This is a genomic window from Burkholderia sp. AW49-1 (assembly GCF_053427845.1).
The window spans coordinates 1-14,792 of sequence record NZ_JBSAXF010000004.1; the positions used below are offsets into that span (position 1 = coordinate 1).

Below are 14,792 nucleotides of genomic sequence, written 5' to 3' on the forward strand. Positions count from 1 at the left end.
GTCGAAGTCGAAGTGGACAGCGAGCTAATCGAGCTGTTAGCCGACGAGAGACCGGTCGACGTGGACGTCGAGAGCGACGCGACCGAGCTGTTGGTCGAGCTGAGGCCCGTGGACAGCGAGTTGATGCCGGTCGAGGTCGACGTGGACAGCGAGCTGATCGAGCTGTTAGCCGACGAGAGACCGGTCGACGTGGACGTCGACAGCGAAGCCACCGAGCTGTTGGTCGAGCTGAGGCCAGTCGACAGCGAGTTGATGCCGGTCGAAGTCGACGTGGACAGCGACGAGATCGAGCTGGTTGCCGACGACAGACCCGTCGACGTGGACGTCGACAAGCTGGCAATACTCGACGTAGTCGTACTTGCGACCGCATAAAGCTGGCTACCGTTGATCGCATCGGTACTTGTCGCGCTGACCAGGCCGGCAGCGACGTTCTCGATGCGGCGTTCCGCACCCGCCGCGCCGACGCTAACCACGCCGGCGGCAGAACTTGCACCGGCATACGTGCCGAACGTCGTGCTGCCGATGGTCGTGCTACTGACCGTGCCCGTGCCGCCGGTGGCCGTCGTTGCCGTGCCCGTCGTGACGGCGCCGGAACCCAACGCCACCGAGCCTGCCACATTCGCCACGGATCCCGCACCAAATGCCTGTGCATTGGTGGCGCTGGCAACCGCGGTGTCACCGAGCGCGATACCGCCCGCAGCCGAAACGGTGCTGCTGTTCCCCAATGCGACGGAGCCTTGCCCAATCGCCGTGTTGGCGTTACCGAGCGCAACCGCGCCCTGACCGTTGGCCGTATCGTTGGCGCCCAGCGCCACTGCCCCCGTGCCGGTTGCCGCATTCGGATCGCCGATCGCGACCGCACCGTTGCCGATCGCGGTCTGCCCACGGCCGATCGCGACCGCGCCGCCGGTCGTCGTCGAACTATTGGCTGTCGTGCCGCTGGAGCCGATCGCGACGTTCTGGCCGATCGAGCCGGAAATGATGCCATCGCCCTGCGCGATGCCGTATGCGCCGCTCGCGGTCGCGCCACGCCCGACCGCGATCCCCGAGGTCGCGGTCGACGCCACCGACGACTGTGCGCCGATCGCGACGGCGCTTGACGCCAACGCATTCGAATTGGCGCCTGACGCAACGCTGTTTTGCCCGGATGCCGTCGCGACACTACCTATGGCCGTCGCACCGGCAGCGGAACCCACTGCAGCAACGCCGATCGCGGTGGCATTTGTAGCGGTCGCCGACGTACTCTGTCCGACTGCCACCGCTGCATTTGCGCTCGCAAGTGCGCCGGCGCCGACGGCGACGGATCCGGTCGCCGACGAAGTCGAGGGGCCTACGGCGACAGCTTGTGATCCGGACGCAGTACTGCCGTTGCCGAACGCGCTCGACGATGTGCCGGACGCCAGCGAACCTTCCCCAAACGCACTGGAGTAACTGCCGGATGCAGTGCTGTAATCACCGAATGCGGCTGAATCCCCGCCGATCGCCGCCGCATGACTGCCAACAGCGGTATCGCGAACGACTGACGAACCTGCGACCCCCGCCGTTGCGTTCGCGCCAATGGCGATATCCTCGGCGTTGCGCGATACGGCTCCGCCGGTAGCGCCATTTTGATTGGCGCCGCCAATTGCAATTGACGCATTTCCGGCCGCTGTGGTCCCGTATCCGAACGCGCTTGATGCGATGCCGCTTGCAGTCGACTCGAGGCCGGCGGCAGTCCCCCACTGCGCGGCACTCGCACCCATGCCGAACGCGGCCGCACCGTTTCCGGTGGCGGTCGTGTACGACCCGTACAAGGTCACACCGAGCAAGTTGTTACCGTTCGCGTTACAGCCAGCAACCGACGAAAATCCACCACTTCCATCGAAGGGGGCGGTTCCGGCGCTATACGTTCGCGTGCCGTCGGGTCCTATTCCACTGACATAGCCGCAATTGCCCCCTCCATTGCCCCCGCTGAACGTATAGGTACCTGCGTAGCTGGCCTGTGCTGCGCCGGCCAGCAACAAGCTGACAAGCAGCTTAACCGAAGCCGAGCGCTTGCCCTTGCCCCGTGCCGAATCGTGTTCGGATGCCGCGACCCAGGCGCCAAGAGCTTCGTTCCAGATCGAGCGGTATGTGCGGTTCATGTCCCTATTACCTCCAAATAAGCACGCCACACACCGGTCTCTTTCGTTAGAGGAATTTGCCGTGCGCTCGCGCGAATCTCAAAAATTGATGGGCGGAGTTTATTTGAGGCGACATTTTGTGATTGACAAACAGTGAAAAATTTAATGTCCTAAAAGTTAAAATATGGTTAATACATCGCGTTATGATGCAACCGACTGTAAGAAGCGTGAAAATGCATGGAATGCTGTATGAAGGGTGCATGGTGAATGCGGCTGAGCATCGAAAATCCGATTAAAATCAATGGCTTGAGTGATTTTTGTGTGCGATGCCGCACACTGGCACGCACAAAAAGTAAGACAAATGAAATGGCAAACGTTTGCGGCAAACGTTGTCTTTTATTGGCTGTAATGTTTGATGGAGTGCTGGCCTGGAGGTGGCCGGCGGACTTGTTAATTTGTTAATTTGATATTTAATGGTGGGTTTGAATTGCATTTTGTGAGTTTGATTAAAAATCAAAAAAACGTAAGGAAATGATTGTCTGACTATGCTGGTTTGCGCATTTCGCCGGCCGCACTCGCCCGTGGGACGTGCCTTCCCCCCGGCGGCTGGCCTCACGAAGTTGTAAAAAAGTGCTACAGACGCATTGACTCAGCTATTTGGATTCCGGATTGGAATTCGCCTATTGACGTATTTCATGTGAGGGGTTCGGAAGCGAATTGAGCGACGTGTCGGAGCGTCCACGACGACGGTTGGCGACGCGCAAGTTCGGGCAACGGGCGGAGCGAGCAGGAAACGTCAGATTTGAGCCACGATGACTCGAACTGGCCGGCCAGGATGGACATCTGCGGAAGGAAAGACGACGCGCAAGCGCGTTGGATGAGCGCTGTCGGGGGAAGCGGGGCGTCGCGCGCGAATTGCCGGATGCGAGCCGGAGGCTTGCTCGTTTTCGTCCGAAGGTGCGCCGCGGTGCGGATGGCGGCCGTGGCCGCACGTCGCGGTTATGTCACCCGGGCGATGCAATGCATCGTCCCGGACGAGGCGCCGCCTGCAACCTGCGGCCGCGGCCTTATTTCTTCAGGAATCGCAGCGCGAGGCGCGCCATGCGCGGCACGAACATCGGGCGCAGCAGCCGTTTGTCGTACCCGGCCATCCGCCGGTCGTTCTCGCTGAGGCACAGTTCGATCAATTCGCGCGGGTTGAGCGCATCGCCGATGTCCGCGGTGCTCGTCGCCGGAAAGTTCGCGTCGTGCGCGACGCCGTCCGCGTCGATCCCGCGCGCGATACCGATGCGTTCCCGGATCAGGAATGCCCACACGGCCGCGACCCGTGCGAATAACCACGGCCGGCGCCACCACGGCAAACTCCGCCAGTACCACGCATACCAGTTCACGAAGAACAGGATGTGCCGGCCTTCCTCCTGGATCACGGGTTCGAAGGTGTCGACGAGTTCGGGCGGGAAATAGCCGGAGCGCTGCGCGGAGCGGAACAGGCCGAACGCGAAGAAGCTGTCGATGCACTCGCTGAAGCCGGTCACCATCCACGACCACTCGGGGTCCTTCGGTGCCGGATAGGCCGGTTCGGGGGCGAGCTTGATGCCGTATGCCTGCACCAGCTTCGACAGCACGACCTTGTGCCGGGCCTCCTCGGCGCCGTCCATCTCGAGCGCCCGGCGCAACAGCGGATCGCCGACGGTCGCCGCGTAAGTGGCGACGCGGATCGACGCGCGGCCTTCGGTCTGCACGGCGATGTCCCAGATCGGCAGCGACGTGAGCCGCTTGAGTTCGTCGGGCTTGAGCGGCGGCCAGTCGATGACGGCCGGTTTGTACGGATTGTGCGTGTCGAGCAGCATGCGGCAAAACATCTGCCTGTGCGCATCGGAACCGATCCTGACCGGACCCTGACGCTCGAAGGTCCAGTTGCGCATGGCGTGATCTGCCGCTGCGTGGTCTTCCTGCAGCGTGTCGGACATGGCTGTTGTTATGCGATTACGAGTTGAAAGATTCTTGCATAGCTTTCGTAATCGCGTATTTTCGAGCCGGCCCGCGCTGCCGTGCGCTGCGCTCAGGCCTGCGTGTCGATCCAGAGGCGTCCCCAGCGGGACGCATACGCGAGCGCGTGCTCTTCTTCGAAGAAGAAGTCGATCGCGTCGAACGACACGGCGCGCGGCGACGGACCGCCACTTGCCTTCTCGATCGTCAGGTTCGCGGCGAACAGCCCGTTCGGCAGCCGGGCGGCAGCGGGGGCGACTTCGTAGCCCTTGTAGCGGATCGTGCGGTTCATGGCGTGCGCATGGAAGGTTCGGGCTTTCAGCGTACGAAAACCCGCGGCGCGCGTGAACCAATCTTTCGGCCAATGCAAATCACGTGGCGGGCAGGATCGTTATCGGCGCGGGGAGACGGCATGAAGCAGGCGGCGACGGCGCGATGCGCACCGTACCGTCGGACACGCGCGCCCGCGCGCGGCGAACGTCGTCGGCCGGGCGCGGGCGGCGGGGAGGCTGGGGTTACTGGTTGGCGATCTTCAGCACGGGCGCGAGCGCGTCGACCGATGCGGCATGCGTGGCCGCGCGATGCGACGCGAACGCGAGCGCGAATTCGGCTGCCTGCGAGCCGACGGTCTCGAGCTGTGCGACGACCTTCGGATCAGAGCAGCTGTCGGCGCTGTCGAAGCGCGTTTCGAGCGTGTTCACGGTGGCGCCGAACGGGGTCGGCCAGCCGCGCAGCGCGTGGACGATCGACCGCAGCGACGTCAGCACGGTGCCGGCGGCCTGCCAGCCGTAGGCCGTGACGATCAGGCCGACCGCGCGGCCGTCGAGGTACGGGCGCTCGTCGGCGCGCAGTTCCTCGAGCGTGTCGAGCGCGTTCTTCACGAGGCCGGACACGCCGCCGTGATAGCCGGGCGTCGCGATGATGATCGCGTCGGCTTCGCGCACGGTGTCGATCAGCTCTCGCTGCGCGTCGGTCAGCGTCTTGTGTTCGGGGGCGTAGTGCGGCAGCGTATGCAGGAACGGGCCGTCGAACAGCCGCGTGCGTGCGCCGGCGGCCTGCGCGCCGCGCAGTGCGAACGACAGCGCGCGTTCGGTCGACGACGCGGCTCGGGTGGTCCCGCCGATGCCGACCACGAACGGGCGGCGGTGTTGATCGAATGCAGTCAAGGGGCGCTCCTTGGGGATGGCTTGCCCGGCTAAGCACAGGCTTAAAACCAGATGGTAACGACCCCGCCGCTACTCTGAAAACGACTTTTCGTTCTATCGATATGCCATGCACACGGGTCGAGCGTGCGCGCGGCGACGCAGATCGATAGCAGAAATGCTTGGTTGGGACGGCGTGCCGCGCTCGATAAGATGGGCCCGTCTCCTCCATGATGTCTCTACTGACATGGGTTGGCCCCGCCGCGCGGATGCAGGCGGGGCTTTTTTTCGTCCGGCGCCGGAAAGGGGGGCGACGCGCGGGCGTCATGCGTCGTTACGCGAACACCGGCCGGAAAAAGCTGCGCTCGTAGCTGACGATGCAGCGCGTTTCCTCTGCATACCGGAACGCGGCCTGGCAGGCGGGATCGGTTTTCGAGCGTTCGCGGTAGCGCTCGTATTCGGCGAGGCTCGGGAACGAGAACATCGCGAGCGCGATGTTGCTGGCGCCCTCGGAAGGCAGGAAGTAGCCGTGGTGCGTGCCGCCGAATTGCTCGACGAGCGGAATCCACATCTTGCCGTAGGTTTCGAACTGCTCGAGTTTGTACGGATCGATGACGTAGCGAAGGAAGCAGGTGACCATGGGCGCTCGCGGTGCTGTGGAGGATCAGCGAGTCTGGAGCGCGTCGCGGGGCGTGTCAACGAGGAGCCGGCCGCGCTCGCGCCGGCTTCGTGCATCGCGGGCAAGGTTTCGCGCGTGCCGACGTGCGTCGACGCCGATGTGTGCGTCACGGCTTGCTTGCGGGCGCAACGATCGGTGAATCCGGTCACTTGTGCGAAGGCGTCGAACCCATGGGCATGCACGCCGTCGCGCCATCGTTGCGCTTCGATCTCTCGTGATTTTCACGACATTTTCTTGCGACGCCTCGCGGCGCGCGGCTGCGGCCTGATTCACCGTGCCGGCGTGGCCTGCCTCAATCGTCGCGTGTGTGCGTGTCGCTGCCGCCGCGCGCGAGGCGCCATGCGATCGTGCCGAGCACGCCGACCGCAACGACCAACGCCACCCACAGCACGTAACGGCGGATCGCATCCTTATCGGCCGGCTCCGACGGGGCCGCCGAAACCGGCAGTGCCGCGCCGACGCGCGCGGGCCGCACTTCCGGCGCCATCCCGACGAGCAACGCATCGCGGCCCACGGCCGACGACGACAGCGACGCATTGCCGACGCCGAGCGTGAACGGCGGCGTGCCGCGCGCGACGAAGGTCAGGGCGGCCGGATGCCAGCCGACCGCGACGGCAGGCTGGCCACTGCCGAGGCCGCCGTTGCGCATGTCGACGACGATTCGCCATGCGCGATCCGGATTCGACGCGAACGCCAGCGGCGGGTTGCGCTGTTCGCCGCCTTTGCCCTGAAGCCGGAACAGCACCACGTCGGCAACGTCGCGCCACGGCGTTTGCGCGTCGGGGCGACTCTGTAGCGTTGCGCGCGCAACCGTATTCGGCTGTGGAAGGTCGATACGCACGCGGTCGACCGGATAGGCGCCGTCGGTGTCGAACAGATACTCGCCGGGCGCGCTGCCGGCGCGCACGTGCGCGGCTTCGCGCCATTGGCGCGGCACGGCCGCGCGGTCCGCCGTGCGTGCATCGTGCGGTTGCGTTTCGATCTCGATCGACCCGATCGTGGGGGCGCCGTCGAGCCAGTCGAGCCGCAGGTAGCGCGGCCCCGTGCCTTCGAGCGCGATGCGTTCCTGCACCAGCATGTCGCCGCCGCGTCCTACCTTCAGCATTTGCGTGCTGCCGAGCGATCGCCAGCTGCGCAGGTCATCGCTCGCTTCGGCGGCGACACGCCCCTGGTAGCTGTCGTCGCTCACGTGCACGAGCAGTGCGTCGACCTCGCCGTCCGCGTGCGACAGGTCGACGAGATCGGCCGCATGCTTCGCACGCGCCGGCGCGGTGACGGCCGCGCGCAGCGAGCCGTCCGGCGCAACCGACACGCCGAGCGGCGCAACCGACACGCCGAGCGGCGCATGTCCGTCGTCGGCGCGCGCCGGCGGCAACGGGAACCAGTGCACCGGCGTGCGCGACGGCGGCACGGCCGCCGCCACGGGCGCATCGAGCGAGTAAGGCACGGGCTCGCCGGTGCCGTTGAAGATGCGCACGTCGCCGAGATCGTCACGCCGGCTGGCCGCATAGACGGCCTGCGGCACGGTGAGCTGGTAATACGGGGCGCTGCCGTCGAGGTCGAGCGAGAAGCGCTGGGCAACGCGTTCCGCACCGGGCGTGCCGTCGGCCGCCGCGAACGACGTCAGCAGGCTCAGGCCGAGCAGGGCTGCGAGTCGTTTCATGGTTGGTGATCGTCCCGTTGGGTCGCGGCCTTCGGCGGTAGCGGCGAGAAATAGCCGATCAACAGCAGCAGGATGCCGATGCCGATGAACGACACGATGCGTTCGATGCCGGTGACGTGCGACAGGTCGAACAGGAACAGCTTGACCACCGTGAGCGCGAGCAGCGCGGCGCCGACGAACCACAGCGGACGCAACCCGCGGCGCGTGGCCCAGATCATCGTCGCGAGCGCGCAGAGCGTCCAGTACACGGAAACCGACGCCTGCACGAGCGTCGATTCTGCCATCGCATCGAATGCATAAGGCACGCCGGTCCAGTGATGCAGCGTGCGCAACAGGATCGCGTTCAGCCACAGGAAGGCCGTCGCGCCGGCCGCGCCGAGCAGCTCGACGCGGTAGTTGCCGAACGACCAGCCGAGCTTGCGCGCGCGCACGAACCACGACGCCGCGAGCGCATAGACGACCACGAGCACGAGGTCGAGCGGATTGAGCAGCGGAACGCGCGCCCAATTGCCGCCGTCCTGCGTGAAGTTCGCGTAGAAGGTCCAGACCCACATCACGACGATCAGTGGCAAGGACGCGAGCGCGCACACGCGCGCGATGCCGTCGCGGCGCGTCAGCCACATGCCGGCGAACGCGAACAGGCTCCAGCCGACCATGAACACCTGCTGGATGCCGAACGACGACAGCACGGCGTCGATGTCGTAGGCAAGGTGAAAACGGTGATGCAGCGTGCGCAGCAGCAGCGCGTTGAACCACAGGAACACGGTCGCGAGCGCCGCCAGGTCGGCCGCGAGTGGATGCCAGCCGACACCGAGCGTCTTCAGGCGGCGCAGCCAGGTGGCGAACGCGACGAAGATCAGCAGTTGCGCGACGTCGAGCGGATTGAGCAGCGGCAGCCAGAACAGCGGCGACGCATCGCCGTCGCTCGTCACGCTGGCGATGCTCCACAGCCACAGCAGCGCGGCGAGCGGCGCGGCGCCCCACACCTGATACGCGCGCGGGAACGCGGCGACGGGCCAGCGCAGGCGGGAGCCGGGGCCCGAAACGAGCAGAAGCAGCGCGCCGAAGCCGTAGGCCCACGCGCTCCAGCTCCACGCGCCTTCGGGCACGAACGCGCGCAGGCGCCAGAAGCCTTCGAGCGAGAACAGCCCGCACAACGTCCAGAACATCAGCGTGTGCAGCGGCGCGATCATCGGCGTGGGGGTGACCGCCACGGCCGACGTCCTCGACGTGCCCGTCGCGCCCGTGGCCGGACCAGCGGCCGCCGTGCCGCGCGACTGACGCAGCAGCAGCGCATAGCATGCGATGACCGCGATCGGCCACGCGAACGCACCCATGCCCGACAGCGGCGCCTCATGTGCATCGAACGCGCGCAATGCGAGCAGCGCGAGCACGGGCGTCAGCGCGAGTGCCGGCCATTCGGCGATCGGCCAGGCGAGCTTGCGGCGCGCGACGTGTGCAAGCCATGCGGTGCCTGCTGCGAACAGCGCGGTCGCGTCGACGACGAAGCGGTCCGCATGCAGATCGACGTGGCGGCTCGCATAGACGAGGATCTCGTGCAGCCCGCTGCTCAGCCACCACAGCAGCCCCCAGGCCGCGGCCGCCGCGCCGACGTCCGGCATCCATGCGTGCCACGCGCGCGCTTCGTCGCGCCCGTGCAGCCACCAGCCCGCGAACAATCCGGCGAGCGCGATCAGCAGCATTGCGATGTACGGGCTGTTGAGCACCGGAAGCGCGTTCGTGCCGGCCGGCCCGAGCAGGCTCGTGAAGAATGCGCCGGCCGCGGCGATCTGCATCAGCAGGCCGAAGCCGAACGGCGCAAGGCGCTTCTCGCGCACGCCGACCCACACGATCGCCGCGCCTTCGATCGCCCATGCGGCACTCGTCGTCGGGCCCGAAAATGCGAGCGGCACCGCGAGCGTCGCGAAGATCACCGCCAGCGCGAGCATTGCCTCGAACAGCAGCGCGAGACGATCGCGGCGCCGCGCGAGCCATGCGGCGACCGCGACGTAGAACGCCGACAGCGCGACCGCGCTCCACGCGAGCCCGAACGGCATGTCCTTCACGAGCGATGCCTGCAGCGCCGTCGCGACGATCGGGGTGCCGAACACGAGCGTGCCGTCCACGTAGTGGCGCAGCGCCAGTTCGCGTTTCACCGCGTACAGCAGGGCGATGCCGACGTACATCAGGAAAAACAGGATCAGGAACGGCTCGGTGGTCGCGAACAGCGCGGGGCGGTATGCCGTCACGCCCCACGCGGAGCCGATCGTGAACGTGAACACGAAGCCGAGCAGGTTCAGCGGACGCCACGCCTTGAACCATGCGATCGCGAAGATGCCCGCATTCAGCAATGCGTAGTAGCTGAACAGCGCGACATGGCTGCCGTGGCCGGTCGACAGCAGCACGGGCGCGAGAAAGCCGCCCGCGCTGCCCATGAATGCAAGCGGCAGCGCGTTCTGCTTCACCGCGAGGAACGCGCTCAGCGCGCACACCGCGACCATCAGCGGGAACGCCGCGCCGACCGGCAGCAACGCGTAGAGCTTGGTCGCGGCGAAGATCGTCAGGTACAGGATGCCGATGCCGCCGCCCTGCAGCACGAGGCCGTATGCCGCGCGGCGCGCACGCACGCGCCAGCCGATCGCGAGCAGCGCGGCTGCGGCGAGTGCCGTGCCGGCGAGGCGGAATTCGATCGGCAGCATGTTGTTGTCGGCCGCGTACTTGAGCAGAAACGCGACGCCGAAGAACAGCACGATGATGCCGACGCGCACGACCGTATTGCCGCCGAGCAACCAGTCGCGCGCGGCGCGGAACGCGCGTTCGGCGATGCCGGGTTCGCGGGGCTTCGGCGGGACGGGCGGGGCAGATGGCGAAGTCGGCGCGGGCGGATTCGTCGGCGCGCCGGCAGCGGCGGTCGCTTCGCTCGTCCGCGTGGCGACTGCCGGTGCGGGAGCCGGGATGGACGTCGACGGCGGTACGCCGGCGCGCGCGACGGCCGGCTGCACGGACGGCTGCGGCGGCATTGCGGAGGGAGCGGGGGTGACCGTGGTAGGTGTCGCCGGTGGCATTTGCGCGGCGCTGCCGGTCGTGGCGGCACCGGCCTTCGCGCCCGCGAGCTGACCACGCAATACGTCGAGCTCGCGCGTGAGCGCGTCGACCGTCGCTTCGAGGCGCGCGACGCGATCGGCGAGCGGCACGGGAGCGGGCTGCGGTGTCGCGGGATTGGCGTAAATCGCGAACGCGTCGGGTAGCGCGTCGCCGCTCTTGCGCTTGCGTTGCTGCAGCGCGTGACCGATGCAGAATCCGACCGCCGCGCCGAGCAGCGTGCCGTTGGCGGCGGAGAAATCCCCGAACAATGCGGCGATACCGCCCACGATGAAACCGATTGCGGCAAAAGCCCAATTCATCGCCTTGCTCCCTCTCTCATTTCGTTATCGTCCTTCGATCGGCGCACGGCCCGATCGAGGCTGTTTCAGTATGGCCGGCAGGCGAACCGGCATGCGCACGCCGTCGGCGCAGCGCGACGCCCAAGGCGCGCTGCGACGTCGCGATCGGCGTGATTGCCGGCAATGTATCACAATGGCCATGGGGGATTTTCTGGGTTGCGGGCGGGCGGCGAAACGTGCCTGTCGCATGTTCGCGATGCAGGCTTTCGTACGACCATTCCTTTCTCAAGAAGGGGACGAGCGACGCCGTCCGATCGGACGTGGAATTGTCGCAAAGCGACGCGCGGCCTCCGCGGGTTGGCGCAAAACGGCGCCGTTCGCGCGTCGCGCTGCTGCGCACAAGTCGCGCCCGGGAGGCCCGCCGTTGTTGGCTGTGCGCGTATTGCATTGCCGCAATCGAGTGTCGCCTAGCGCCGCGCCCCGCGTGGCGGGGCCGCCGGGTGTGTCGTATTTGCGCAAGCGTTTGTCGTAATTCGTCGGCAGGTCGGGGTTTTTTCTGGCAACTATGTAGGCACGCTAGACACGCGTGAGTCCCCGCTACACGAGGAGAAGGTTTCGATGGATGCCCCCAAGGTCGTGGTCGAAGGTCTGTGCAAGGTATTTGGAAGCAACCCGCAGCAGGCGCTCGACATGCTCGCTGCCGGCGCGACGAAAGACGATGTGCTCAAGCGTACCGGTCAGGTCGTCGGTGTGCACAACGTATCGTTCGACGTGCAGGAAGGCGAAATATTCGTGCTGATGGGCCTGTCCGGCTCCGGCAAATCCACGCTGATCCGCCTCGTGAACCGGCTGGTCGATCCGAGCGCCGGCAAGGTGCTGATCGACGGGCTCGACGTCGCGTCGGCACGCCGCTCCGCGCTGACCGCGCTGCGCCGCAAGGACATGAGCATGGTGTTTCAGTCGTTCGCGCTGATGCCGCATCGCACTGTGGTATCGAATGCCGCGTTCGGCCTCGAGGTCGCAGGCGTCGGCAAGAAGGAACGCGAACGCCGTGCGATGGAGGTGCTCGAGCAGGTCGGCCTCGCACCGTTCTCGCACAAGCTGCCGTCCGAGCTGTCGGGCGGCATGCAGCAGCGCGTCGGCCTGGCCCGCGCGCTGGCCGTGAACCCGTCGCTGATGATCATGGACGAGGCGTTCTCCGCACTCGACCCGCTCAAGCGCCGCGAAATGCAGGACGTGCTGCTGCAACTGCAGAAGGAACAGCGCCGCACGATCATGTTCGTGTCGCACGATCTGGAAGAGGCGCTGCGCATCGGCAACCGCATCGCGATCATGGAAGGCGGCCGGCTCGTACAGGTCGGCACGCCGCAGGACATCATCGCGAATCCGGCCGACGACTACGTGCGCGCGTTCTTCGACGGCATCGACACGAGCCGCTATCTGACGGCGGGCGACCTGATGCAGACGGGCGCCGTGCCGACCATGTCGAAGTGCGATGCCGCGAACGTCGCGGCGACGCTGAACGGCAGTGCCGAATACGCGTTCGTGCTCGACGCCGCCCGCAAGATCCGCGGCTTCGTTACGCGCGACGCGATCGGTCAGGACTCGCCGTCCGTGCGGCCGATCGAAAGCATCCGGCGCGATGCGTCGCTCGAACATGTCGTCGCGCGTGTCGTCGCGAGCCCGAATGCGCTGCCCGTCGTCGACGACGACGGCTGCTACTGCGGCTCGGTCGACCGCGCACTTATCCTGAAGGCCATCACGCGTTCGCGAGGCTCCCATGTCTGAAATGATTCCGCTCGGTAGCTGGGTCGACCAGTCCGTTCACTACCTGCTCGACCATGACGCGGCGACGTTCGATACGATCGGCCGCGCGATCGAGGGCCTCGCCGCATTCGTCGAGCATAGCCTGCAGGCGATCCCGATGTGGCTGATGATGGCGATCTTCATCGGTGTCGGTCTGTGGCGCGTGGGCTGGCGCTTCGCACTGTTCACCACCGCATCGCTGCTGCTGATCTTCGCGACGGGCTTCTGGGACCAGACGGTCATCACGCTCGGCCTCACGCTGTCGTCGACGATCGTCAGCCTCGTGCTCGGCATTCCGCTCGGCATCTGGGCGGCGAAGAGCAAGTGGGTCGCCGCGATCGTGCGTCCGATCCTCGACCTGATGCAGACGATGCCGGCGTTCGTGTACCTGATTCCGGCCGCGATGCTGTTCGGTCTCGGCCGCGTGCCGGGGATCCTGTCGACGGTGATCTTCGCGATGCCGCCGGCCGTGCGCCTGACGAGCCTCGGCATCCGTCACGTGAACCGCGAGATCGTCGAAGCCGGCCAGGCATTCGGTTGCACGCCGTGGCAGTTGCTGTACAAGGTCCAGTTCCCGAACGCGCTGCCGTCGATCATGCAGGGCGTGAACCAGACGATCATGATGGCGCTGTCGATGGTGATCATCGCGTCGATGGTTGGCGCGGGTGGCCTCGGCAACGACGTGCTCGCAAGTATCCAGCGCCTCGACATCGGCCTCGGCTTCGAAAGCGGTCTGTCGGTCGTGCTGCTCGCGATCATTCTCGACCGCATCACCGAGAGCTTCGGCCGCGCGCCGGGCACCGTGAAAGCACCGCTGTTCTCCGGCCTGAAACAACTGTTCCGCGCGAAGGCCACGCCCGCGCAAGCGTAAGCAACCGGCGGCCGGTTCGCCTTCCGGCCGCCTTCCCCGATTCGATACCGGCCTCCGTGGCGTTTGCCACGGGGCTGGCTGCGTGCAACCTGCTCAATTCGCCAGGAGCCCGATGTGACGTCCGCCGCCGCTGCCGCCGTGCCCGCCGCTTGCGTTTCACCGGTTTCGTCCCTTGCCCATTTCGGCTTCCTGACGCTGCCGAATTTCTCGATGATCGCGTTCTCGAGCGCGGTCGAAGTGCTTCGGATGGCGAACTACGTTGGGAGATCCGACCACTACCAGTGGTCGATCTATTCGCTCGACGGTGCGCCCGTGCGTGCCAGCAACGGCATCGCGGTGCGTCCGACCCAGGCGCTCGACTACACGAACCTGCCGGACGTGATGATCGTGTGCGGCGGGATCCACATCCGCGAAGTGGTCGACGACGGTGCGCGCGACACGCTCGTGGCACTCGCCGAACGCGGTCTGCCGTTGGGTGGCATCTGCACCGGCGCATATGCGCTGATGTCGGGCGGTCTGCTCGACGGCTATCGCTGCACCGTGCACTGGGAGAATTTGTCCGCGCTGCATGCGGAGTTTCCGCAGGTGGGGTTCGCCGACGAGTTGTTCGTCGTCGATCGCGACCGGCTCACCTGCACCGGCGGCACCGCGCCGCTCGACCTGATGCTGAACCTCGTCGGCATGCGCTTCGGCCAGCAGCTGGCCGCGCAGGTGTCCGAGCAATTCATTCTCGAGCGCATCCGCAGCTCGACCGACACGCAGCCGATTCCCGTCGATGCGCGTGTCGGGTTCTCGCGCGCGGAGCTGATCGAGGTCGTGCGTCTGATGGAGGCGAACATCGAGGAGCCGCTTTCGCTCGAGGAACTCGCGCGGCTCGTGCGACTTTCGCAGCGGCACCTGCAGCGGATGTTCAAGGTTTACCTGAACGTGTCGCCCACCCACTATTACCTGACGTTGCGTCTGAAACGCGCGCGCGACCTGTTGCGCACGACCGACGCATCGATCGCGCGCGTGACGACGACGTGCGGATTCCATTCGCCGTGCCATTTCAGCAAGGCGTATCGCGCGCAGTTCGGTCACGCGCCGAGCTACGAGCGACGGTTGCCCGGGCGCTGACACGACCCGCGCGAGCCATTCGGTCCGCGACGCCGACGGGA

General features: G+C 66.3%; 9 protein-coding genes and 1 pseudogene. 3 read left to right on the plus strand and 7 right to left on the minus strand.

Features of this window, described 5'->3' with window-relative positions:
* The 7 genes from ACV22W_RS08340 to ACV22W_RS08370 all read right to left on the minus strand — a co-directional run.
* A partial coding sequence (locus ACV22W_RS08340) for a YadA family autotransporter adhesin (RefSeq protein WP_448018747.1) occupies positions 1–2,123 on the minus strand: 2,123 nt, incomplete at its 3' end.
* Positions 2,124–3,169: 1,046 nt separating this feature from the next.
* Complete coding sequence (locus ACV22W_RS08345; RefSeq protein WP_448018748.1) at positions 3,170–4,072, minus strand: ferritin-like domain-containing protein; 903 nt, start codon at positions 4,070–4,072, stop codon at positions 3,170–3,172.
* Positions 4,073–4,164: 92 nt separating this feature from the next.
* Positions 4,165–4,383: a hypothetical protein gene (locus ACV22W_RS08350; protein ID WP_059534037.1), complete on the minus strand. Its 219-nt coding sequence runs from the start codon at positions 4,381–4,383 to the stop codon at positions 4,165–4,167.
* A 223-nt stretch (positions 4,384–4,606) separates the two neighbouring features.
* A complete protein-coding gene (locus tag ACV22W_RS08355; RefSeq protein ID WP_059466925.1) occupies positions 4,607–5,257 on the minus strand; it encodes an NADPH-dependent FMN reductase in 651 nt (216 codons plus the stop codon).
* 310 nt (positions 5,258–5,567) lie between these two features.
* Positions 5,568–5,873 carry an NIPSNAP family protein gene (locus tag ACV22W_RS08360; protein WP_059598866.1) on the minus strand — a complete coding sequence of 102 codons (306 nt, stop codon included), beginning with the start codon at positions 5,871–5,873 and terminating at the stop codon, positions 5,568–5,570.
* Positions 5,874–6,204: 331 nt separating this feature from the next.
* Positions 6,205–7,575 (minus strand): DUF3999 domain-containing protein, encoded by a 1,371-nt coding sequence (locus ACV22W_RS08365; protein ID WP_448018749.1) that lies wholly within the window; start codon positions 7,573–7,575, stop codon positions 6,205–6,207.
* Positions 7,572–10,979: a DUF2339 domain-containing protein gene (locus tag ACV22W_RS08370; RefSeq protein WP_448018750.1), complete on the minus strand. Its 3,408-nt coding sequence runs from the start codon at positions 10,977–10,979 to the stop codon at positions 7,572–7,574. Before ACV22W_RS08370 ends, ACV22W_RS08365 begins: the two co-directional genes overlap by 4 nt.
* A gap of 476 nt (positions 10,980–11,455) precedes the next feature.
* Between ACV22W_RS08370 and ACV22W_RS08375 the strand changes: the two are divergent.
* The 3 genes and pseudogenes from ACV22W_RS08375 to ACV22W_RS08385 form a co-directional block, all read left to right on the plus strand.
* Positions 11,456–12,746, plus strand: a pseudogene (locus ACV22W_RS08375) (quaternary amine ABC transporter ATP-binding protein); the annotation flags it as partial.
* Complete coding sequence (gene choW / locus ACV22W_RS08380) at positions 12,739–13,635, plus strand: choline ABC transporter permease subunit (RefSeq protein WP_059819594.1); 897 nt, start codon at positions 12,739–12,741, stop codon at positions 13,633–13,635. The pseudogene ACV22W_RS08375 and the gene choW, both read left to right, overlap by 8 nt.
* 114 nt (positions 13,636–13,749) lie before the next feature.
* The gene (locus ACV22W_RS08385; protein ID WP_448018751.1) at positions 13,750–14,751 is read left to right on the plus strand and encodes a GlxA family transcriptional regulator; all 1,002 of its coding nucleotides are present in this window, start codon (positions 13,750–13,752) and stop codon (positions 14,749–14,751) included.
* The last annotated feature ends 41 nt before the right edge of the window (positions 14,752–14,792 follow it).